The organism is Methylosarcina fibrata AML-C10 (assembly GCF_000372865.1).
Lineage (GTDB): Bacteria > Pseudomonadota > Gammaproteobacteria > Methylococcales > Methylomonadaceae > Methylosarcina > Methylosarcina fibrata.
Map to the genome: position 1 here is coordinate 2,580,745 of NZ_KB889965.1, position 22,977 is coordinate 2,603,721.

23 protein-coding genes and 1 pseudogene are annotated in these 22,977 nt (G+C 55.3%); 4 read left to right on the plus strand and 20 right to left on the minus strand.

The genetic code is table 11. The features are described from left to right. The first annotated feature begins 389 nt into the window (after positions 1-389). Entirely contained in the window at positions 390-878 is a 489-nt protein-coding gene (locus A3OW_RS24885; protein ID WP_020563712.1) for a DUF3574 domain-containing protein, read from the plus strand. Between the two features lie 645 nt (positions 879-1,523). After that, the gene (locus tag A3OW_RS26455; protein ID WP_020563713.1) at positions 1,524-3,020 is read left to right on the plus strand and encodes a beta-propeller fold lactonase family protein; all 1,497 of its coding nucleotides are present in this window, start codon (positions 1,524-1,526) and stop codon (positions 3,018-3,020) included. 254 nt (positions 3,021-3,274) lie between these two features. Here A3OW_RS26455 and A3OW_RS0112155 read toward each other — a convergent pair whose 3' ends face one another. From A3OW_RS0112155 to A3OW_RS0112240, 16 genes are all read right to left on the minus strand, one after another. Then, positions 3,275-4,102 carry a sulfite exporter TauE/SafE family protein gene (locus A3OW_RS0112155; RefSeq protein ID WP_020563715.1) on the minus strand — a complete coding sequence of 276 codons (828 nt, stop codon included), beginning with the start codon at positions 4,100-4,102 and terminating at the stop codon, positions 3,275-3,277. A 20-nt stretch (positions 4,103-4,122) separates the two neighbouring features. Next, positions 4,123-6,573, minus strand: coding sequence for a heavy metal translocating P-type ATPase (locus tag A3OW_RS0112160; RefSeq protein ID WP_020563716.1), 2,451 nt, complete (start codon positions 6,571-6,573; stop codon positions 4,123-4,125). 115 nt (positions 6,574-6,688) lie between these two features. Then, positions 6,689-7,297, minus strand: a complete 609-nt coding sequence (locus A3OW_RS0112170; protein WP_026223541.1) for a hypothetical protein — start codon at positions 7,295-7,297, stop codon at positions 6,689-6,691. Positions 7,298-7,402: 105 nt separating this feature from the next. Further along, complete coding sequence (locus tag A3OW_RS0112175; protein WP_026223542.1) at positions 7,403-7,711, minus strand: hypothetical protein; 309 nt, start codon at positions 7,709-7,711, stop codon at positions 7,403-7,405. Positions 7,712-7,836: 125 nt separating this feature from the next. Beyond that, positions 7,837-8,016: a heavy metal translocating P-type ATPase metal-binding domain-containing protein gene (locus A3OW_RS0112180; RefSeq protein WP_020563720.1), complete on the minus strand. Its 180-nt coding sequence runs from the start codon at positions 8,014-8,016 to the stop codon at positions 7,837-7,839. Between the two features lie 284 nt (positions 8,017-8,300). Then, the gene (locus A3OW_RS0112185) at positions 8,301-8,498 is read right to left on the minus strand and encodes a hypothetical protein (protein WP_026223543.1); all 198 of its coding nucleotides are present in this window, start codon (positions 8,496-8,498) and stop codon (positions 8,301-8,303) included. Positions 8,499-8,939: 441 nt separating this feature from the next. After that, the gene (locus tag A3OW_RS0112190; protein WP_232422377.1) at positions 8,940-10,091 is read right to left on the minus strand and encodes a hypothetical protein; all 1,152 of its coding nucleotides are present in this window, start codon (positions 10,089-10,091) and stop codon (positions 8,940-8,942) included. Between the two features lie 160 nt (positions 10,092-10,251). After that, positions 10,252-12,018, minus strand: a complete 1,767-nt coding sequence (gene dsbD / locus A3OW_RS24895; protein WP_020563723.1) for a protein-disulfide reductase DsbD — start codon at positions 12,016-12,018, stop codon at positions 10,252-10,254. 48 nt (positions 12,019-12,066) lie between these two features. Next, the gene (locus A3OW_RS0112200) at positions 12,067-13,485 is read right to left on the minus strand and encodes a nitrous oxide reductase accessory protein NosL (RefSeq protein WP_020563724.1); all 1,419 of its coding nucleotides are present in this window, start codon (positions 13,483-13,485) and stop codon (positions 12,067-12,069) included. Next, positions 13,469-14,008 carry a TlpA family protein disulfide reductase gene (locus A3OW_RS0112205; protein WP_020563725.1) on the minus strand — a complete coding sequence of 180 codons (540 nt, stop codon included), beginning with the start codon at positions 14,006-14,008 and terminating at the stop codon, positions 13,469-13,471. The genes A3OW_RS0112200 and A3OW_RS0112205 overlap by 17 nt, the downstream gene beginning before the upstream one ends. Next, the gene (locus A3OW_RS0112210) at positions 14,005-14,505 is read right to left on the minus strand and encodes a nitrous oxide reductase accessory protein NosL (RefSeq protein ID WP_020563726.1); all 501 of its coding nucleotides are present in this window, start codon (positions 14,503-14,505) and stop codon (positions 14,005-14,007) included. The genes A3OW_RS0112205 and A3OW_RS0112210 overlap by 4 nt, the downstream gene beginning before the upstream one ends. Positions 14,506-14,507: 2 nt before the next feature. Then, entirely contained in the window at positions 14,508-15,503 is a 996-nt protein-coding gene (locus tag A3OW_RS0112215; protein WP_020563727.1) for a hypothetical protein, read from the minus strand. After that, positions 15,500-16,180, minus strand: coding sequence for an ABC transporter ATP-binding protein (locus A3OW_RS0112220; protein WP_020563728.1), 681 nt, complete (start codon positions 16,178-16,180; stop codon positions 15,500-15,502). Before A3OW_RS0112220 ends, A3OW_RS0112215 begins: the two co-directional genes overlap by 4 nt. 2 nt (positions 16,181-16,182) lie before the next feature. Continuing rightward, the gene (locus A3OW_RS0112225) at positions 16,183-17,430 is read right to left on the minus strand and encodes an ABC transporter permease (protein ID WP_020563729.1); all 1,248 of its coding nucleotides are present in this window, start codon (positions 17,428-17,430) and stop codon (positions 16,183-16,185) included. Beyond that, positions 17,427-17,723, minus strand: a complete 297-nt coding sequence (locus A3OW_RS0112230) for a hypothetical protein (RefSeq protein ID WP_020563730.1) — start codon at positions 17,721-17,723, stop codon at positions 17,427-17,429. The genes A3OW_RS0112225 and A3OW_RS0112230 overlap by 4 nt, the downstream gene beginning before the upstream one ends. A gap of 497 nt (positions 17,724-18,220) precedes the next feature. Continuing rightward, complete coding sequence (locus tag A3OW_RS0112240; protein ID WP_020563732.1) at positions 18,221-19,399, minus strand: sulfite exporter TauE/SafE family protein; 1,179 nt, start codon at positions 19,397-19,399, stop codon at positions 18,221-18,223. Between A3OW_RS0112240 and A3OW_RS27860 the strand changes: the two genes are divergently transcribed. Both A3OW_RS27860 and A3OW_RS26460 read left to right on the plus strand, forming a co-directional pair. Continuing rightward, on the plus strand, positions 19,398-19,556 hold the full coding sequence (locus tag A3OW_RS27860) for a hypothetical protein (protein WP_020563733.1): 159 nt from the start codon (positions 19,398-19,400) through the stop codon (positions 19,554-19,556). The two genes, A3OW_RS0112240 and A3OW_RS27860, sit on opposite strands and share 2 nt — an antisense overlap. A gap of 370 nt (positions 19,557-19,926) precedes the next feature. Beyond that, positions 19,927-20,277, plus strand: coding sequence for a hypothetical protein (locus A3OW_RS26460; protein ID WP_020563734.1), 351 nt, complete (start codon positions 19,927-19,929; stop codon positions 20,275-20,277). A 354-nt stretch (positions 20,278-20,631) separates the two neighbouring features. On the opposite strand, the pseudogene A3OW_RS0112255 reads toward A3OW_RS26460, so the two are convergent. The 4 genes and pseudogenes from A3OW_RS0112255 to A3OW_RS0112270 all read right to left on the minus strand — a co-directional run. Continuing rightward, positions 20,632-21,117, minus strand: a pseudogene (locus A3OW_RS0112255) (class A beta-lactamase); the annotation flags it as partial. A gap of 72 nt (positions 21,118-21,189) precedes the next feature. Beyond that, positions 21,190-21,954: an SDR family oxidoreductase gene (locus A3OW_RS0112260; RefSeq protein WP_020563736.1), complete on the minus strand. Its 765-nt coding sequence runs from the start codon at positions 21,952-21,954 to the stop codon at positions 21,190-21,192. Positions 21,955-21,988: 34 nt separating this feature from the next. Further along, complete coding sequence (locus tag A3OW_RS28955) at positions 21,989-22,513, minus strand: alcohol dehydrogenase catalytic domain-containing protein (protein ID WP_020563737.1); 525 nt, start codon at positions 22,511-22,513, stop codon at positions 21,989-21,991. 18 nt (positions 22,514-22,531) lie between these two features. Continuing rightward, positions 22,532-22,972, minus strand: a complete 441-nt coding sequence (locus A3OW_RS0112270; protein ID WP_020563738.1) for a cyclophilin-like fold protein — start codon at positions 22,970-22,972, stop codon at positions 22,532-22,534. Positions 22,973-22,977: the final 5 nt, after the last annotated feature.

A 22,977-nucleotide genomic window follows, 5' to 3' on the forward strand; every position in this document is an offset into this window, starting at 1 on the left:
ATTCCTTATGAAGTGGTTGATATAAAAAGCTGTGAGAGTAACGTAGAATCATCAAGAAAAAACAGCGGGCCTCCTGGCCATGCCGGCAGGAGTGTGCTTTCCGAACCTCCCGCCTCCGGACGAATCGTAACAACCGCGTTCGCCGAGCCCTATCGCAAGTTCCTTACCGACATTATGAAATAAAAGTCTAGCAAAAAAATTCTTTTGACCTGTCTTGATCCCTGCATTTTTCCCGTCGCTCCAGAAACCATGGTCTCGTTAATGCCCCCGGCAAAGGAAAGACCGAAACAAGCGATAAGCCGGATGCGCCCCGGCGCTAAAGACGGGGATTGAATTCGGCAAGACTTTCCATCATTATCGAGCATTTATCGTCGAACCGGTGAGTCGTTGTGAAGATATTCCGCACCCAACATACAGCCAGATACCGCTTTCGCGGCAAGCCGGCCAGAAAGCGCCGGAATACGGCAGCGCAAGACGGTCTAACGATAGTATGCCTGGCCTCGTCATTGGCGCTTTCCGCCTGCTCTTCCCTGCCCCGCCTCGAATGCCCGAAAGAAGAACCGCCTTCCGTTCAAGAGATGCTTTATTTCGGCACCGACGGTCCCGCCGGCATTGTTTCCCGGAGTCAATGGTCCGATTTTTTGAAGTTCACCGTGACTCCCCGCTTTACTCAAGGATTTACGGTATGGCAAGGGGACGGACAATGGCAATCTGTCGACGGAAAGGTCCAGCACGAATCCACCTATATTCTCAGTCTGGTCCATCCCGATAACGATTCCAACGAAAAGGCCGTGCAGGAAATCATCGGCCGATACAAGTTACAGTTCCGTCAGGAAGCTGTGCTTCGAGTCAAGTTTCCGGCATGCACGTCGTTCTAACAGATAAGACAGGTTAAATTTTGTAAGAATAAAGCCATTTCGTGCCCGTCCGATTAATTTAGCGCCCTGTCCGGGCATGAGAACCGACCGAAAACCGGACCAGAAACCTAAGGCGCCATACCGACAATAGCTCTTACAAGCAAGGATAAACCGGGGCTGCAAACGCCCGAAGCAGGCACAAACAGTGTCTGGCGCCTAACCTTAAGTACTTGATAAAAAAATAATCCACTTATCCGTCAAAACAATCTTGCTGCCGAATAGCGAGAACAACGGCGAACAAAAATGTTTTCCTTTACATTTGAAGCAAAAGGAATAGAATTGGCAGCGGAGTTTATAGGTTAGTTCTGCGATTATTTTACCTGGGGCGATCGCGTTAACCATCTAAACTCCATTTAAATGCCGTACTCCGTTCGCGATGGCGAAACGATGCCATTAGCAGCTAATCGAGTCGGATCTTGCACATTCTGAAACTGTTAAAAAACAGTCGTCCCATTGATAGAAATTGACTATGCAAAAACAAAAGGAATAGAGATTTTCCGTTTCCGATAAAAATGAATATTTCTCCGGAGCGGTAAAATCTTGAGCTAATTTAAATAGCTTTTAAATTAAAACTCTAATTAACGTATAACCTGCTGGGGATATTTTATGAAGATGCTAACGAGTTACCTATTATCCGGACTGGCGCTGGCCCTGGCGGTCATGGCCACTCCCGGCCAAGCCGTCGTTCGGGGCTTCGTGCCCAACCCGAGAGGGGGCAACGTAACGGTCATCGACAACGCCAGCGGCACGGTCGTGACCAATATCGTCGCCCAGAACGGGGCCTCCTACATCGTCTTTTCGCCGGACCTGAAGACCGCCTACGTGTCCAACCAGGGCTCGAAATCGGTCTCGGTGATCGATACCCTGACCAATACCGTGACCACGACGATCAGCGTCGGCACGATTCCGGAAGGCATGGCGGTCACCACCGACGGCTCGAAGCTGTACGTGGCCAACAACCAGGACGGCACCGTGTCGGTGATCGATACCGCTTCGAACACCGTGATCAAGACGTTGACCCTGCAGAAGAGTCCGCGGTTCATGGCCAGGACCCTGGACGGCCACTGGATTTACGTGACCAACCAGGGCTCCAATTCGGTCAGCGTCATCGATACGCAGACCGACACCGTCGCCAAAACCATTGCGGTCGGCGTCACTCCGCTGCGCATCACGATCAATCCGGCCAGCACCCGTATCTATGTCGCCAACCATAACTCGAACACCGTCTCGGTGATCGATACCGCGACCCAAGCTGTGATCTCGACGATCACCGTCGGCACCAAGCCGGCGGGCATGGCGGTGACGCCGAACGGGGCCGAGCTCTGGGTGGTCAACATCAACAGCGCCAACGTCTCGGTGATCAACACCTCGAACAACACCGTCACCCACACGATCACCGTCGGCGCCACGCCCTGGACCATCGACTTCTCTCCGGACGGCACCCTGGCCTGCACCGCCCCGGCCAACGCCAACACCGGCGTGATCATGGACACCGCGACCAAGACCGTGAAAGTGACCTTGCCGGTGGGCACCGGTCCCTACTGGGTCAAGTTCGACCCGCAAGGCAAGAACTGTTACGTGACCAGCCCGATCGACGGCAAGATCACGATCATTAACGCCAGCACCTTGTCGGTGTTCAAGAACATCACCACCGGCGGCGGCGCCTGGACGGTGGACGTCCGCGACATCCCGACCGGCGGCAGCACCGATTCGGACGGCGACGGCATCCCCGACAGCAGCGACAACTGCCCGACGGTGGCCAACCCCGACCAGGCCGACAGCGACGGCGACGGCGTCGGCGATGCCTGCGAAACCGCCTCGACCAATCCGGTGATCAACGCGGTGTCGCCGGCCACGGTGACCCGCGGCACCAGCGGCGTGGCGCTGACCTTGACCGGCCAGAACTTCGAAGCCGGCATGACCGCGGCCATCCTGCCGTTTCCGGGCGGCGTCTCGGTGCAGTCGCTGACCGTCAACAGCACCACCAGCGCGACCCTGACCGTCAACGTCGCCTCGACGGCGCGCACCGGCTGGCGCGGCATCAAGCTCACCAAGACCTCCGGCGCAACGGGATCGCTCTCCCAGGCCTTCAGAGTGCAATAAAAAAATCGGCCCGGCTCAAGGTCTTTGGATCTTGAGCATCGGATTATTCCTTCTCTTCATTGAAGCCGCAAAAACTTCTGTCTTATCATCCGGCCTGGTCTCTTTCTGACGAGGAAGAGGCCGGGCTGGACGCAGCCGAAAAACCGGCTCGATCTTCTGAAAAAACCATTGCTCGAATCGATTTCAGATTTTTCTATCTTTATGGAAACGGATAACAGCCTTTTTCCTGGAAGATCACGACCCGGTCCATCTTCTTACATATTCTGAATATTGGAGATCAAATCGCCGAAATAGGAAATCACCTGCTGAAGATAAAGAATCAGGCTGTCGATTCGCTCTTTCAAGAAATAAAAATAATTGTGATGCCTAAAATTTTCTTCGACGTAAAAACTGAGCCCGCGGTAGAAGGTGTGCATTCCCATGACTATCATGATCAATGCGGCCGCCTTGTACATGAAGCCGCGTACGTTCGCCTTGATTTTGCCGAATGCCAGGCTGATAAACAGCATCATCGGCAGGGTCCCGGCGCCGAAAGTCAGCATCAACGCGCCGCCTTCCAGCACGGTAGAAGCCGACGTCGCCTTGACCGCCATCGCAAACGTCAGCGGGCACGGCATCATGCCGTTCAACAAGCCGGCCAGCATCGCTCCGCCGACAGCTCCCTGTTGCCGGGAGCGGGCATAACCCTTGCGCAAAAGCGACATGGGCAGCAGCCGGAAGGCTCCCTGCCACGGCAGCCAGCCCAGGATGCCCAGGCCCAGTCCGATCACCGTCAGACCGATCAGCATTTGCAACAGACTCTGAATTTTACCGAACAAGCCGCCGGACATGACGACGACGCCGAGCAGGGCCGCCGCGAAGCCGAACAATGTATACACCGAGATGCGGGACAGTTGATACATGACGTAGGGCAAATAAGAACGCTGCCGGCCGGAGTTCATAAAATACCCGGAAACCAGCGCGCCGCACATGCCGAGGCAATGTCCGCTGCCCAAAAAGCCGGCCACGAAAGCCAGCGTATAGTCAAAGCCGGCCGAGACAGCCATGTCGCCCATGCCGTGCATGGAGCCATGGTCCATCATTGAATGATCCATTTGAAAACCTATTTTTTACTGAGTCGCAATGAATTAAGGATGACCGATACCGAGCTTAACGCCATCGCCATGGAGGCGATCATCGGATTCAGTTTGCCGACCGCGGCGATGGGAATCGCGATCGTGTTATAGCCGAACGCCCAGAAAAGATTCTCCTTGATGATGGCGATGGTATTCGCACTTAACTCGATGGCGTCCGTCACCTTGGAAATGTCGCCCTGCACCAGCGTCAGATCGGCCGACTCGATCGCGATGTCGGTGCCGCTGCCGACGGCAAAGCCCACATCGGCGGCAACCAGCGCCGGGGCGTCATTGATGCCGTCCCCGATCATGCCGACCTGTTGGCCTTGCACCTGCAATTGGTGGATGATGGCTAATTTCTGATCGGGTTTGGCGTTGGCGACAAACTCATCGATGCCGACTTGAACAGCGACATATTGCGCCGTTTTTTCGGTATCGCCGGTCGCCATCAGCGTTCTGACTCCTCTTTTGTGGAGCCTCGCCAAGGCTGGTCTTGCCTGCGCACGAGGCCGGTCGGCGATGCCGAAGACAGCGGCCTCCTTGCCGTCGACCGCCATAAAAACCGGCGTTTTGCCCTGCTCGGCGAACTGCCCGGCCTCCGACAGTAAACGCTGGACGTCGATCTCCCGTTGCAGCATCCAGGGCAGGTTGCCCAGCAGCACCTGTTTACCGTCGATTTCGGCTTCAATGCCGCGGCCGGGTTCATTGTAAAAATGCGAGCATTCTCTCAATTCAATGCTCCGTTCGCGGGCGTAGTCGACAATCGCCTTGCCCAGAAAATGCTCCGAATTGTGTTCAGCCGAGGCCGCCAACATCAGGACGCTTTCCTCGCCCAGCCTCGAAACTTTAAGAAAATCGCTGACTTTCGGCTTGCCTTCGGTGATCGTGCCGGTTTTATCGAAAACGATCACGTTGAGCTTGGCCGCCACTTCCAGGCTTTCACCGTTGCGGATGTAAATGCCTTTTTTAGCGGCCTGACCGGTGCCGACCATGATCGCCGCCGGCGTAGCCAGACCCAGGGCGCAAGGACAGGCGATCAACAGTACGGTAATGGCATTGCCGAACGCATAGGCGAACGGCGCTCCCGCCAGTTTCCAGCCGGCCAGCGTCAAACCGGACAATGCCATGACCGACGGCACGAACACCGCGGAAATCCGGTCGACCTGTTTTTGAATCGGCAGCTTCGCCGACTGGGCCTGATCGACCATGTGCACGATGCCGGCCAGTACGGTATCCATACCGACGGCCGTCGCCCGGATCCTCAGCACGCCGTTGCCGTTGACGCAGCCGCCGATGACCCTGTGCCCCGTTTCCTTGACGACCGGCATGCTCTCGCCGGTTACCATGGACTCGTCCACGGTCGAGGTGCCGGCAATAATTTCGCCGTCGGTGGGAATTTTTTCTCCGGGGCGAACCAGTAAAACATCGCCGACCGCTACGGCTTCCACGTCGACGACGATTTCCCGGTTATCCTTGATCAGAACGGCCGTCTGCGGCTGCAAATCGACCAATTGCCGTATCGCTTCACCGGCTTTGCCTTTGGCGCGTTCTTCGAGATAACGGCCCAGCAGCACGAAGGTGATGATCGCCGCGGAGGCTTCGAAATAGATGTGCCCGCGCCGACGGAAGAAGGAGGGCAAGCTGTAAGCGTAGGCCGAACCCACGCCGAGCGCGATCAAGGTATCCATGTTGGCGGCTCGATGCCGGGCGAGCTTCCGAGCCTTGACGAAAAAAGGTTTGCCCGAGCCGAACACTACCGGAGTCGTCAGCAGGAATTGAAGCCAGTGCAGCGGCCGGGACTTTGTCATCGTCATCGCCACGGCGACGACCGGAGCGCTCAACAGAGCGGACCAGAGAAGTCGCCGCCGGGCCGACTCGATACGCTGTTGCTCCTTTTTAATTAAGTTTTTCCGCTGCGAAAGCGTATCCATCGGAAAAGCCTTGTAGCCAAGGACTTCGATGCGGGCGCACACGTCCTCCCTGCTTAATTGCCCCTGGACGGCCAGGGTTTCGGTGCCGAAATTGACGCTGGCCGCTTTTATTTTCGGCTCGCGTTTAAGCACCATTTCCAGCAACAGGGCGCAGGAAGCGCAGGTCATGCCCTCGACGGCCAGTTCGAACTCCTGCAGGGGACCGGAAAAATCGGCTTTTTCCTGCCGGATCTCGCCCCCCGGCCTGGCCGCGATATTGCCCAGCACCGCATCCAGTAAAATCAGCAAATTGGCCTTGGGCAAACCCTTGGGATCGAACTCGACGACTACCGTTCCAAGCTGGGCCGTAAACCGGACATTTTTGATCTCCGGCCTCTTGCGCAGAAGGATCTCAAGAATGTAACAGCGCTCCGGATCCTTTTTCAATATCGGCGCAAACGCCCGGATCCGCCGTTTTAACTGATGGATCAATTGATAATTTTTGTAGGGTGCCGATGCTATGGCCATCGTTTTAAATCCGTGACAAAATCAAGAAAAAGCTTATCCGCCGTGTGTTCCGGCCGCTCCTCGGGCACAAGGCCGGCAATCGGCCGCCGGCCGGACCGCACAGTATCCGGCAAAATTATTTGGGCCTGCGCGAGCGCATCAGCAGGAAAATCATGTAAAACACCGCCACCCATTCGTAACGGTATTTGAAAGGCCTGGGAATCCATTCTTTGGTAATATGGTCCCAGTGCAGCCTGATCAGGAACAGCACGAGAACGTCATTGAAGAAATCGATAAAGACTTTTTCGGGATCGTTAAAAAATTTTCCCTGCTGACGAAATCCCGTTTTGGTTAAAATCCTGGCCGCCAGCAGAGTTTCCTTGGCATCGCCGTATTTTTGACCAAACCACCTGGAAATCTTGAGTTGCCTGAATTTGTTTTTGAGACCCGGTCCGGCCTGTGTTGAAACGGCCCGCTGACTCTCCGACATCGCTTTTCTTTCCAGGCCGCCCACGATATCGAACAACAGCCGGGCAAGCGCGGTAAAATCGCAAGCCGCTTCCTGATACCGAATCGACAGCTTGGCCTGGCGCCGATAAACCTTGACCCGATAAATGCCGTCCACAGCCGAAAGCTGATCGGCTAATGCCTTTGCAATGCCCGCATCGGTGAACTGAACAGGTATCTGGAAGCGCACATGCCCAGGCTCCCGGTAACGCAGGACGAACTGTTTTTGGATAGCCATAAGTTAAAACGAAACTGAGAATAGACAAAAACGGGCGATTTCTGCTTCAGTAGAAATCGCCCGTTTATTTGAACAGATAATGAAAAGATTTCGATCCGGGGCGAATCAGCCTTCCTCCTTGGTCTCCGCAACCATATCCTCCAGATTTTCTTTTTGCTGCAAGACAAAATCTTTTCCCGTGTCGACGACTTTGGTAGCGCCGGCAATGATTTCCTTTCTGTATTTATAAACCAGCACTCCGGCCACAACCCCAAGACCGAAAACAAGCGCCGGATGTTTCGTCAATTTACTCACCCATTTTCCTCCTTTCATAACCGCCGCAGAAGTCACGGCCCCCTTTACCGCCTGTTTACTCATAGCTTCTCCGGCATGACTCATGCCCTTCATCACTTCTTTCCCATGTACATGCGCCATGTTTTTTCTCTCCACCAATAACGATTAATCAACAATAAATTCAACTCTTGCCGGATTTTATCAAGAAACGGTGCATTGCTTCCGGACTGCGGCTCGTAACGACCGGGTGCGATAGCGCTCAAGCCTCACTCCGTTTCGTCGATTTGATCGGGAACATCGAGCACCGTCTCCTCGTGCAGCATCTGATATATGCCTTTGCAACCCTCGCAGCAGAACGCCTTGTCCCCTTCCTTCGTGCGCAGTTTGAAGCCTTCAATTTCAACAGGAAGCCCGCAAAGATCGCATGCTTTCGTATTCTCGCCCATAGCAGCCAATAATTCATTTAATATTAACAAATACTACTAAACTAGCAGGCTTTGAGCAATACGGATGTGAAAAGCAAGCTACCGAACTCGTCCGGCAGTTCCTGCTTCAGCAAGGGGGAACGCGAGCTTTCAATCAGGATTCGGCCGAATCGAAGCGGGCAGGACTGAAAGAGAGAGCCGATTACCAACCTCTTAGTCCAACTCAACCGCAACGCGCGACAAGCCTTTTCTTAATCGGCCCGATTCTGGCCAAGTCACCAATTCAGAGTCGGAACGGTTTTAATTCATCCCCGCAGCGCCTGATTGCTGGCCTTCATCATGGCCATTCTCAAGGCACCCGTGACGCTCGCGCCCAAACCGAGACGCGTCGCGAACGCGGGAATCAATATCATCGAAACCAGTGCAAGGCTGGTTCCCAAAAGCAGGGATCCCTGATTTCCGGCTTTGTGATTGACGTGGTGGGTGGCTAATTCTTGATTCATTTTTATAACCTCGTTACGGCGCATGCTTGTACCGATATGAAATAAGCATAAACAGTGCCAGGAGCAATACATAACAATCAGAAACATGCCGGCACTTGACCCCAACCGGTACAGACTCCATTTTTCCGTGTTGTTCGGCCGAATCTTCGGCGGCCGCCGCATTACGACCGAAATATTTCTCGCTCAAAAACCCGGACGGCATCGAAAAAATTTTTTACTCAGCGTAATCCAAGGTATTTGCCGCATTTGGACTGTGTTAAATAACACAGTTTAATTATTGCCTCTGTTGCCCGATCGTCGAGGGATGGCTGATCACTCTCTTCTACTTTTTCGCGCTTGCAGAAAGCTCGGAAAATACAGCCGACTCCCTCTCTCCGGCGCTCCCGTCACCGATGTTTCATCAAATTAAGACCGGTATTTTTCCAATAAAATCCCCCACGGTTAATCGGTCAGGCGCACTTTGGCAAAGCCGCCGTTTTCGGTTCGGAGATTGGTCACCTGCCCGTGGTAAATGCGCGCGGTCAAGCCGAGCAGACGCTCCCGATAGGTAAACAGCCGATAGTCGGTCTTGAATTGCTCGCCTTCTCCGCCTTGCGTCAGTGAGGGCTCGATGCGCCGTTGCAGCAGAGTGTCGGCTTGCTCCAGTTCGGCAAATTTGTGCCGGGTCAGTTTTTCTCCGACATATACGCCTCGGCTGGCATAGCCGGTATCGGGCTTGAAGACCCATTGCTTCCGGGTTCGCCAGGCTTCCTCCGAAGTCAGTGAATGGAGCGGACGCGTTTCCGGAATCGTCTCGGACAACAGGGCGGCTTCGCGTTCGCCTAATCCGAAGCTCCGCATCAACTCGGGCTGAGACCATAAAATCATTCGCTTCTTGTCGGCGAGCAAGCCGTAGGTATGAGGATTCGGGCTCAGGCAGACTTGCCGCCGCAGCCAGGCGTCCCGTATGATTTTCATCGCATCGGTTTGCAAATAAAAATCGCAGTGCCTGTTATAAATCATGTCGATGCGTCGGTCTTCCAGAAACAGTCCGCCCGCTTCGGGCCGGATCGCTTCGGGAGAAGCAATCGCGGCATCGATGCCCGCCTGCAGGAACATCCTTGCGAATACCTGCATTTCCGGATAAAGCGGCTGCTGCTCCGGGGTTTCATCGACAGTCACTAGAAACCCGGGACGCGCCCCCGGCTTTTGCCGAAACAGCGCATAATCGTCGAGAAAGGTTGCCAGCAGCCGACTGCCGAATCGGCCCGAAAAACCGGTTGCCTGCGGACGATAGGTCAAACGGGCGTACCAGAGGCCGCCGGCATTGGTGTTGACTTCGATCAGCTTGGGACCTGCGTCGCCAAGATGGAAATCGTAGCCCATCATGACCGAATGATGTCCCGGATCGAACCGCGCGTTTGCCGGCAACCGGGATTCCAGATAATTCCGGTAGAGACGGTTCTCGCCGATTTTCTGCAGCAGCCGAACCAATCTCACCATTTTCCGGAAATCCTTAAAGGACAAGTCGGCAGTATAAGGACTGATCGGAGGCTCTAAATTCATATTAAACGGGAGATGAATGGCGGGATGGGGGAATAGAAGTTCGGTCATTTCCTTTTCCAAGGTTAGTCTATTGATTCGATCCCGGCGCGAAGGCCGGGCTTGACGTGTGACGGATTATGCCAAAGGAAGCGCAACGATCGGTGGAACCGTGGTTCCCGCAAAATGATCCGACGCCCCGGGCTTGAGCCGATAAACGAGTCCGGAAGAGCTATCGCATCATCTTGCGAAACTGATCCAGAAACGTTTTACCGTCCAGATAACCGACAATTCGGTAAGCCATTCTTTCCTGCTGCTCCGGCCCGAAGAACAGGATCGCGGGCGGCCCGATCAGGTCGAAGCGGCGCAATAAGGAGCGCGCGGGCGCGTTTTCCTCGGTCACGTCCGCCTGCAGCAGGATGACATTCGACAGGGCGGCCTGCACGTCGGCCTCGGCAAAGGTCGTATGCTGCAACTTCCGGCAGGACACGCACCAGTCGGCATAAAACTCCAGCATGACCCAGCGGCCTTGTTGTTGAGCCTCCGCAAGGCTTTGCTGCAATGCCTGTTCCGTGTCGATTCGTTTGAAAGCAAGCGACGACTTGTCCTGGCACGCCACCGCCACATTGCACACCAGAGCCATATAATCCTTTTGCTGCTCGGTGACCACACCGACAAGCAGGAAAACTCCGTAAATGAATGCCAGGGCTGCGGTGGTTTTCCACAATTTTCTCCAGCCCAGATAGATCAGGGGAATCGTCAATACCGCGCCCCACAGCGCCAGAATGGCCGGCAACGGCATGATGCGCCCGAGCATCCAGACCGCTACCGCCAGGAGGCCTACTCCGAAAAAAACCCGAGTGACGTGCAGCCATGCGCCGGCCCTGGGCATCAGCTTTCCGGCCGACGTGCCCACAATCAACAAAGGAATGCCCATGCCGAAGCCGAGTGCGAACAGCGCCGCGCCGCCGAGCACGGCGTCCCCCGTCTTGCCGATATAGATCAACGCTCCGGCCAGCGGCGCCGTAACGCAAGGCCCGACGGCCAACGCCGACAGCATGCCCATCACGGCAGCGCCCAGCCAGTTGCCGCGCCGCTGCCGGGAACTGAGAATTCCCAGCCGGGTTTGAATAAAGGAAGGCATCTGGAAGTTGAACACGCCGAACATGGACAAAGCCAGCCCCAAAAAAATGATGCTGATGCCTATGAGCACCGCGGGCTGTTGAAAAACGGCTTGAATATTCTTGCCGAACAGTCCGGCTAAAACCCCGAACAGGGTATAGGTCGCCGCAGAAGCCAGCACGTAACAAAGAGACAGGCCGAACGCCCGGCGCGCGCCCTGACCCGGCCCATGGCCGCCGATCACGCCGGAAATGATCGGAATCATCGGAAAAACGCAGGGCGTGAACGCCAGCAGCAGACCGAAGCCGAGAAAGCTCAGCATGACGAGTCCTAGAGAACGGCCAGTGAATACCCGCGCAATCCGGTCCTGTTCCGAGACGAAAGGCGGCGGGCTGCCGGACGGAACTTCCCGGACCGATCCGGACAGACTCGCTTCCGGCAAATCGAATTCGACCGTTTTCCGAATCGGCAAATAACAGACGCCGGCCTCGGAACAGCCCTGATAGGCGACTTCAAGCAGTAATTTCCTTTCCTTGGGATCCAGACGACGAAGCGGAAGCTCGATTGCCAGTTTTCTCCGGTAGGTTTCGACGTCCCCGAAATTCGGATCGTGCTTGAGCTCCGCCGCCGGCAAAATGGGCGCGCCCGTCTCGATCTTCGGCGTCAAGGAAGTCCATTTGATTTTATCCCGGTAGAGATAATAGCCGCCCGCAATAGTCCACGAAAACGCCAACGTATCGGAATCCTTTACCGCATAGCTCAATTGAAAAGCCGCATCGGGATCGAGCAGTTCAGCGTCGTCGAGCGCCAGAGACGGGCCCGGCAGCCAGATCATCAGACAAAAAAGAAAGAACGGAATCGGCAGTTTTTCAAACATCGCTTGTCTATATCAAAAGAACTTGCCCCTTATGATACGCTTGCCGGATCAATAACTGGGCGCGTTGCGGGTGGTCCATTGAATGGCCAGGTTGGCGAAAAAGCCGTCCCCCAATTGCACTTGTTGAAAAGGCAGTCCCTTGGCATTCACCATGTCTCTCGAGTTCAGGTCTTCATAAATCGGCAAGCCCACCGAGCCGCGCAACTTGAAATTGCCGCCGAAGGCATTCAGGAAGCGATAATCGCTGACAAAAGCCAGATTGACCGCGGTACCGCCGCTGTTGCCGATTTTAAAGCCGCCGTCCTGATTTTTCTCGGTATAGCTGGCATCCATTTCCATACCCACCATCAGATTGTAGTTGGGCGTATAGTGCAGCGCCAGACCGGCGGTTGCCACGTCCCCGAAGGCAAAATCGTCGTCATTGGCGGGATTGGCCGTATACAGCGCGGAGGAGTGCAGCCAGAAATCCTTCCAGCGCTGCGAATACAGCAAGCCTCCGGTGAACGTGGCGGTGTCCTTGCCCAGTTGCAGCGCCGGCCCGACCTTGACGAGATCCCTTTTGGCCAGCGCATTGAAACTTTTTTCTCCGGCGAACTGGCCGGTCGGCAAGGTAGTGCCGAGCAGGATACTGACGAACTTATCCCAGCGGGTACTGCGCCAAAAATTGTAACGGCCTTCCAGGGTAATGTCTCCGATGCCGTTTTCATCGGCGATGGTTTCGTTGATCTGGCCGTTGGTTTGGACCAGCGTCTTGGTTCTCCGTTCAAGCCACGGCACGTTAATGAACAACGCCAGATCATCGGTCGGCGAATAGTTCACGATCAAGGCCTGCTGATGGCCTTCGAGCTTGCTCGGCGCCTGCGGCTGCGCTTTGTTGGCGCGGATGAATTCGCCCGGAACCTGGCTGCTGGCGGAGCCGATTTTGACCCGGTCCTTTTCGGTGTAGCCGTACACCATGCCGACGCTGAAATTGCCCTTGCCCGGTGTCACCGCGGTGCGAATCCGGAACGGCGCGGTCGTGCCGACGGGCGATACGTCATCGTAAGCGATGCGAAAATCGATCACCTCGCCGCCTTCTTTGGCGGCGAAAGCCTCGGCCTCGTCGCGGTTGGCGAAAGCGATGTAGTTGGGCACCATGTCCGGAATCACTTCGCTGCCGATAACGTAAGTCGCCTCTTCCGCATCGACCAGTTTACCGGAAACCCAGTCGTGCACCTTGACCGATTCAAATGCCGAAATGCCTCCGGCGTCCTCGACTTCGCGCAGCATGCAGGCAACGCCGCACGTGTATTCCTTCCTGCCGTCCTTATAGATCAGCTCGGCGGCGCTCTTTTGGTATTCGTCTATCCACATGCCGCAAACCCGGCAACTGGCTCTTTCATGCGGCTCTTCGGCGCGCAGTTGGAACGACGCCAACACCAGCAGGCAACCTGTCAGCACGGCCGCTATTTTAAAAATAGCCTTCATAAAAATCTCCTTTGTTCAAGACAGTTGTAAAAAACTTTTTCAGTTCGTCGAGTTCCGCTTCCCCGGTCTTCTTCGCGCGCAAGATGCCTTCTCCGTCGATCACAAACGTCGCCGGCAATCCGATGACGCCGAACCGCCGGGCGGCAAGACCGTATTCGTCGATCAGCAGCGGATAGCTTAAATGTCCGAAGCGGTTGAAGCGCTCGTCGCTGGCTTCCACCCGGCCGACGTTGACCGCCACCGGCAGGAAACGGCGGCTCTTGTATTTCTGATGGAAATGCTCCAGGTCCGATAACCTGTCTTTGTTGCAGAATCCGCAATCGACCGACCAGAAACGGACCAGCACGACCTTGCCTTTGAAGTCGTCCGGAAACTTCACCGTATTGCCCCGGAAATCCAGGAGAGTGACCGACGGCGCCGGATCGCCGATCGCCAGGCCGCCCTGCCTATGGCAGCCGGCCAGCAAGACCGCGAGCAAGAAAACCGGCAGCAGCCGGAAGCGGACGCAGGCCATGACGGTCATGAGCGCCGGTCCAGCGATTCGATCACGGCCGGCGTGACTTCCTGAAAGCGCAGGATCGACTTGCCCTCGTGATCTTCCAGAAATTCCTGCGCCGATTCCCGATCCTTGAACGGCAACAGCTCGTGCCCCATGGGCCCGAGTACGTCCGAACCGATTACATAAAAGGCGGATTTGGCGTCGATCAGTTCGACGTCGTAATAATCGGTGACCTCAATGCTCCGGATCTTGTCCGCCGACCTTCCCGGCGTGTATTTGCCGGTATCGAACACATGCTTGAACATGTCCTTGGCGCCGTCGTAGAAATAGGCCGCGTCGTCCTGAAAGACAATCCGGGCGACCCATTTCGGATATTTGTAAACGAACATGCCACAGACCGGGCAGCGGTCGCTTTTCTTGATTTCGACGTCGTCTTCGCCGCCGTGGCCGGAATTGCCGACGAACAACAGCAGGGCCAGCACCGGCCAACGGATAAAACGGAAATAGGCTCGAATGCTCATCGTTACATGACCAGATTGGAATCAAGGATTTTATAAGTGACCAGGACGGCAAAGGCCGTGTATAACAGCACCGAAGCCAGCGTCAGCCGGGCGATGAAACCGCCGAGCACGTCCTTCAGGCTTGCCACTTTGCGAAAAGGCATCAGCACGCCGGCGCCGATGCCCGACACCACCGCGCCGAACAGCAGCAGATAGAGCAGATAGCCGATGTAGTGGTACTCTTCCATGATGAGACAGAACGGGCAGTGATGCGTCGGCAGTTCGTAAATGTAGAGCGAAATAAAGGAAACGATCGATGCCAGCGAGACGACGAACATCGCCAGGCTCAAGCCGGCATAGACATAGCCGCCCTTTCCTTTCGAATAAAAATAAAGGCCGCTGGCCAAAGTGATCAGCAAGGATCCATAAAAAACCCGGATCATCGGACGGGCCGGCAGCGAAGCGATTTCGGAGCCCAAGCCGCCGGATTTTTCGGCGCTGAACAAACTGCCGCAGCAGGAGGTGATGACATCGGCTTCCATGCTCAGAAAATAGGCGCTGGCGAACAGCGTTTCGATCAGAATGATCGGCGCGATGAGCAAGAGCAGCCGATATTTCTTTTTGATCAGCGGATAATCGTAGCCTTGATTGTCGGCATGATTCAGCACCAGCCAAAGCCCGGCGAGCAGGAAATTGACCACCTTCAATACCAGGGTCGGATAGCCGAACGCGTTGACGTTCAGCGTGCCGGCGGCGCACATCGCACCGACGAACAAGGGGCACAAGGTATCGGCCGTGAACACGTACAGAAACAGCGAAAGCAATTGCAGGCCGAAGACATAGCCGAGCAGCGTCGAAATCAGATAGGTCTTGCGCTCGAGAACCAGTTGCAATTCTTCGCCGCTCTCGATATTCCAGCTTCTCAGGATTTGCGCGCCGAAGTAGGCCGCATAGATCACCATGAAACAACTGACGTACGATGCCAGCAGATTGGCGATGACGGTCGGATGCAGGATCACGCCGGCTCGCCTTCGATCTTGCCGTCGCGCAGATTGACGACCCGGTCGACCGCCGCCGACTCATAGACCAAGGGGTCGTGGCTGGTGATGATCACGGTCTTGCCTTCCGCCTTGAATTTCTCGACGATTTCCATGAATCGGCAGGACAGATGGGTGTCGAGATGCGCGGTCGGCTCATCGGCGATGATGATGCCGGGATCGTTGATCAGCGCGCGCACGATCGACACCCGCTGGGCTTCGCCGCCCGAGAGCCACTCGACTTTCGCGGCCGCCTTGCCGGCGAGATTGAGCTGGTCCAGGCCTCGAAGCGCCTTGACTTTCAATGCCGAGCGCTTTTCGCCGAGCGGATAGGCCGGCAGCATCACGTTCTCCAGCACCGAAATGCCCTTGATCAGATTCGGCTGCTGGAAAATGAAGCCGAAAGTCTTGCGGCGGATGTCGGTCAAAAAGCGTTCGGGCAGGCTGGTGATTTCGCGGCCATTCAATCGGACCCGCCCCGCGGAAGGCCGGCTCATGCAGCCGACGATGCTCAGCAGCGTCGTTTTGCCGGAACCGCTCGGGCCTTTCAGAACGGTAACATGATTTACGGCGATCTTCAGGTTGACGTTGTTCAGCGCCGAAAACTCGCTGGGGTTGCCGGCATTAAAGACTTTTCTGACGTTGACCAGTTCGATCATGATTATTCTCCGGTGTGCCGCATCGCGGTATCGGGATCGATCGTCGCAGCCCGCCAGATCGGCACGATCGTCGCCACGGTATAGGGAATGACGGTCAGAAAAAACAGCGTGGTCAGTTGTTCGGCATTGATGAACGGCGTCAGCTCGAAATTCGGATACAGGCTCGACCAGCCTTTCAACGCCGGCTCGAATACCAGCGAGCCGGTGAAGAACACATGTACATAAGCCAGAATGACGCCCGTAAAAAACGCCGTCAGCGACACGATGGCGCCTTCCCAGAACTTCATCTGGATCACGTCCGCGGTTTCCCAGCCCACCGCCTTCAATATGCCGATTTCCCGGCGTTCTCCGGCGCTGAGGCCCGACGCCTTGTCCCAGGCGAAAATCACGAAGGCCAGCACGGCGGCCGAAAACACGACGATCATCATGCCGCCCCGCCAGTTGAAGATCGAATCGTAGGTTCTCAGAATCTCGTCTCGGACCAAGGGCCGGGAATCGGGCAGGCGCTTCTTGATTTTCGCCGCCACGGTCGCTATTTCGCTGGGATTTTTGACCGTTACGGTCACGTCGGTCACAACCTGTTGCTCGATGCCGAACAGCTTTCTGAAGTCATCGGCGGTGATCAGCATCAGATCGGCGGAGACCAGTTCCGATTGCGACGACAGAACGCCGGCAATCCGGAAATTCAAAACCGTACCGTCATAGGCCCGGAACGGCATGTAGTCGTCCTTGCCGATGCCGCGGAGTCGGGCGATGCCGTTGCCGATGATCAGGGTGCCGGGTTCCAGGCGGGCGCCGTCGAATTCGAACAAAGGCTTGCCCGCGCCGTCTTCGCCAGCGCCGGCCGGTGCTTCCTCAACCACGGCGGCATGGGCGGACGCCTCGTTCGGCTTGCTCGCCGGCGGCGTCAGCAACGTATAGTTGGCGCCGACCAGGCTGTCGTAATAATATCCCCACAATCGGCTTTCCACGGCGGCGACGCCGCGAATTTTCCGGATCGAGTCGATGTAACCGACGGGAAACAGATCGTGCCGGCCGGCCACGATTTTCTGCACGACGATTTCCGGCGAGCCTTTCAGAATCAGCGAAGCTTCCTTTTTGATCGAGTAGGTAAAAAACATCGTCGAGGCCAGGATGAACACAATCAGCGTGTACAGCATCAACAAGCCGGTGTTTTTCACTTTCCTGCGCAGCAACGAGGAAATCGTAAAGTCAATGATGTAACGCTGCTTTTCAATCCATGTTTTCATGGCTGCGGGCTTATTCCGACGGGTGGCTGGGTAAACGAACCGGAAGGGAAATGTTCGAAGGACAGGGGATGATCCTGGAACGGCGTATTCAGATCGGCCTGCGACAAATGCCGGGTGTAGCGGGCTTCGGTAAAAAGGCACAGATCGGTCAGTTTCAGCGTTTCGACCAGCTCGGCCTTTTCGGCCAGGCTGCTTTGCCCGACGTTTTCACGAAAAGACGCATGGGTCAGCAGCAGTGCCAACACCATAACCTGAACAGTCAGGCAATAAAAAAATAGCGACGAATATCTCATGTCTTGTTATCCGGAATACGGATGCCCGAAACCGATGTAAAAATATGGGGAGCTCAGGAAACCGCCTTTCCAGATCCAAACCCCACCGATTTTCAGTAAAATTTCCGCTGCCCGCATAACTATCTAAAAATTCCGATATTAGAAATTTCAAATACTCGTATTTTAAAAACAGGTAATAGTTTGCATAATCCATACCATTTTTTAAATTAATCTTGGTGATCATTGTTCGCGGCGCGGTTTTCCCTTCTCCAGAACAGCAGCCTGCCGGTGGATGCGCTCTGCTTATCCACCGGCTACGTTTTGAGTTTATGGCGAAATTGCCGGCCCGCATTCCGCAAGGCATCGGGGTAAAATTAAACTATGTTATTTACCGCATTATTTTTAAGGGATATGACCTACTTTTATTTTCCATAACGCAGCCCCCGGAATTCCGGCCGGAATTCGGGTATTTTCGAATAAGGATACCGACGGTCTTGCGCTTTCGGTGGACCGGAAATTCACACCGGCGACCAGTGTTCCTCGATAGTCGAAATCAATCTGCGCCATATTTTCTTGAACTCCCGAATGAGGCGTTGCCGGTCGGTTTCTGTTGCCGGGACGTCCTCGGGAGAAGCGGGCTGTACCGCTTTTATGCGATCGGCAGGAAGCTTGTTTTCGACAATGATGAAAGTGCCCGGCATCATGCCCATCCAGCAACTCCACGGCACGACTCCGGTTTCTTTGGGGGTGAATTCGATGGTTTGTTTGCCGGGCTCGATGTTGATCTTCAGATCGTATTGCGGAATGACAATCTCTCTGTTGCACTCATTCAATTCCTTGCCGTCAATAACCCATTTGACCGGCACGCCTTGCCGGAGCGTAAAGCGATTCGGAGAAAAGCTCGTTTTTAAAACCTCCATCGAAATCGTCTGTTCCGTAGCGGAAGATTCCGATTCGGCAGTAACCGGCGACCATTTCTGCGCAACGCGCGCCACCAGCGTATTGACGTCGATGCCGGTGCCGGCTACGGCCAGGCCTCGGTTGAGCATGACGGCGCCCAGCAGGACAACGATGACGCCCGAAGCCTTCAATAATTTCGGGGTCAGATTCGCCGACAAAAGGCTGGTGAGAAATCCGAAACCCATCAACAAAGGCAGCGTGCCGAGGGCGAAAAAAAACAGAATCGCCGCTCCTTCGGACCAGTTGCCGGTGCCGGCGGCCATCACGTACATCGCCTGCAACGGGCCGCAAATGATCATCAGCCCGTTGAGCAGGCCGATGACGAAAGGATTGCTGTGCTTTCGGTATTCCTTGCCGACGAAACGCATCACGAACGAAGGCGCCTTCAACTGGAAATGACTGAGCGCCGGAAACCATTCCAGCATGTGGAAACCGAACAGGATCAGAAAAAACCCGGCCGCCATGCCGACGATGCCCTGAGTCAACGGCGTAAAGGCCACGACGGCGCCGAAAGCGCCGAATAACGCGCCGATCACGGTATAGGACGTCGTCTTGCCGAGGCCGTACAGCAAATGAGTACCGTACGACTGGTGCCCGCGCGCGGCGCTTTTCGCGACATAGCCCAGAATGAGCGGTCCGCACATGCCCACGCAATGGAAACTGGTCAGAAAACCGATCAGAAACAGCAGCCCGTAGCTGATGTTGCGGCCCAGCTTGGGCATTTCGGCGTGATCCATGAACCAACTGTCGAGCCAGAGAATAAATCCTATTCCCAGCAAGGCAATCGAAACCGCAGCCGTTTTTTTTATGAATTTAAAAAAAGAACCGGAAGTCGAAGAATTTGAATCAGGATGTGCTTTTTCGTTTGCCACGGGCGGGATCGGTTTCAATTAAAATTCGAGAAATGGGAAAAGGACGCTTCCGTTTCAATGCGTCCGAACATCATAACAAGCAAAAAGGTTGCCAATTTCCAGAGGATCCAGCCGAATAAAGCAAAGACTCTCAAGACGCGCGCCTCGGCTTTGAGTGATCCGCTCTTGCCGCTCCGGAAAATAACCTCCTTCGTATCGCTCCGAATCGATCGTTTAGGATAGCCGATTGCCGAAAGCTAAAGTTTGCATAAAAATTGCTTTTAAATTCGACATAAAGTTTTCTTGATTTACGCGTACTGCCGGCAGCCTGGGAACGGATCAATTCGCGCCGGCGCGCAATCGGAAAACGCTCTAAAATACAACCACGAACAATAGGACTATTCAGAAATATCATGAGAAATCCATCGCATAAAATCGACCGCAACCTGATGACGCGCTCACCTACCGAACCCGTCGGCGAATCGCCCCGGATCGACCGCGTCGCCAAAGGCATCGCCACCGGCGTCGCCGCTTCGCTGATCGTTCAGACCGGCAAAAGCGCGGCAGGAACCCTGGTTAAAAACCCGCTGTTCGTCTTCGGCGTGGGGATGTTGGCCGGCTATTATGCGAGCAAATACCGCAAGGAAATCCTTTCGGTCAGCCGCCAAGCCGCCAGGCAAGGCAGTGATTTTGTCGCGCGGCAGAAAGAGCATCTGAAGGAATTCGTAGCCGAGTGCCAGGAAGGGCCGGAAGACACGCATTGATCCTTGACCAGACGGCTTTTAGTCCTTTCGCTTGCGGATGCTTTGACGTGGAGCCGTGCCAGACTTGGATTGGCTATGCTAAGTGTCGAATCTCAGATTTAATGAAATGTTAGCATCTATAATTTTCAATGAGTTACAAAAATTATGAGAATTAGGTTTTCGTAAAAATCTCATAATTAAAGGTAAAAATTTGGAGAAATCTCATAATTTATGAAATCTTGTCAAAGTTGAAAATTAGCAGTGCTTCCTTTAATCTAAAAAGTTTATTTAGAGGGTCGGCTCACAAAACGGAAAAAATCGTACGGTAAGCGTGTGCTGATTCTGTGGCGTCCAGCCGTACAGCGTTGAAAACGCTCATTGCAATGCTTTTGCCAACGCGGAGCCGATCCTGGACACGGTTTGGTTGCTCGCCATCATGTTGGTCTGGGTGATATAGATGGCAATGACGACCGCTGATCGTTTGGGCGGCCAGACAACTGCGATGATGGATCGTGACCCATGACCTCCCGCCCCCGACTTGTCCACAATTCGCCAATCCTTCGGCAAGCCTGAGCGTAGTAAGGCATCGGCGACTTGGTCCTCGAATATCCATTGCGTTAGTTCGTCACGTGCCGGGACGGAGAAGATATCGCCGAGCAACAGTGTTTGTAGGCTTCGTGATGCCGCAAGTGGCGTTGTCGTATCGCGTATGTCCCCCGGTGTGGCCTCGTTGAGATCAGGTTTTCGCCGGTCCAGGCGTGCCTGGTTGTCACCGATCGACCGCATGAACGCGGTGAGTGCCGATGCCCCACCAATCGCATCCAATGCTAAATTGGCGGCCGTATTGTTACTGATACTAACCCCCTGCATATTGACTCAATCTTGGATGGGGATAGTTTCATCAATGCCTCCCTTACCCTCTTGAGGGGTATATCACATTATTGTTTGGCCGCCATCGATGACCAATGCATGGCCAATGATGAAGGGGACCGCATCTGAACACAGCCATAGGACGGCGTTGGCGATTTCTTCAGGCTGACCCATGCGCCCGATCGGCTCCTCCGAGATCACCCTCGCCCGCCCCTCGGCGGTGCCGCCGGTGAAGCGAGCCATCATCGGGGTGTCGATATAGCCGGGGCAGACGGCATTGATGCGGACATTCGCCGCCGCATAGTCGAGGGCCGCCGCTCGGGTGAGACCGATCACGCCGTGCTTCGCGGCGGTGTACGCAGGGTTGCCCTTGATGCCGATGATTCCCGCACCCGAGGAGGTGTTGACGATCGCGCCGCCTCCGTGCTTGAGCATCAGCGGGATCTCGTACTTCATGCACAGGAAGACGCTGCGGAGGTCAATGGTCATGATCCGGTCCCACTCCGCTTCGTCCAACTCCGCGAGCGGGACCAACTGCTTCTGTTCGACGCCCGCGTTGTTGAAGGCGGCGTCCAGTCGCCCGAACGTCCCGACAGTCTGGTCCAGCGCGCTCTTCACATCCTCGAGCCGCGTAACATCGCAAGTGACAGCGAGCGCCCGTCCACCTATGTCTTCGATCTGGCAGGCCGTTTCCTGGTTGCCCTGTTCCGAAATGTCGACGACCGTTACACAGGCTCCCTCGCGGGCGAACGCCAGCGCCGCGGCACGTCCGATCCCATTCGCCGCTCCGGTTACGAACGCAACTTTATTCTTAAAAGAGAGATTCATAATCAAACTCCTAATTTTAATGAATGCATTTTCTTCACTCCGACTTGAGAGAAACCATGTCGATAGAGAAGCGATATTTCACACCGGACTTGAGCCGTCTTTCGTAGGCTTCATTGACCTTCTGGATAGGGATGACTTCAATGTCGGCGGTGATATTATGTTCGCCGCAATCGAAGTCCATGATGAGGCACCCATACAACCCGTCTTCGTCAAAGCGTTGATGAGCCGCCGGTGCCTCGGCCGCCGGGAAAGTCTTGGCTACCCGCAGGGGCAGCAAGCCGCCGACTACATCTTGGCCGCCAGTGATGCCAAGCTGTGGGTCGATGCCTTCGCCAATTTCGTCGATAGTGGCGGCGGCGCCTATGCCGGGAACGGATGGCGACTGCGCTCCCGTGAACCATCCCGCAAGGAAACCATCGCGCATCATGACATCCACCGGATTGATCCCGGCGGCAAGCACTTTGGCGCGTACTTGGCCCGGCACTGAATGCGGGCCGGGAAATTCCACCAAATGCTGAACCTCGCGACCACCGTAGTTGTTTAATCTCACTGCATACATATGTGCGTTGCTCCTTATTTAGTCGGCGCGAGAGATCGTCACGCGCATTTGGCCCGGCTGGTTAAGCATCTCGATTCCGGAAGTGATCCTTGCAATTTTGATGACGCCGGATGCGTCAGGGCCGCGCCCACGGTAGAAAGCGATATTCCCCCACGGCGCGTAATAGGCAATGTCGCCCACGTCACCGGCATCAGTAGACGCTGCTCCTTCTTCCGAAAGACGCTTTGGCAACGTGCCGCTGACCTTCCCGGCAGGACCGAAATCCCGCATCGTGACGGTCAACGGCAACATGGTGATACGGATATTCACGCGACCTACTCCTTTGTGAACGGGAGCGGCGTCACTCCCGGAAATGACTGTTTCGGATACGCTTGACGCCGCCGTTACCGAACCTGCGGCACCCAGCAAAGCGCAAAGAATGCGTTTGCGTGTTATCGGTTTCGCGGTGACGTGCAGCATGGCAT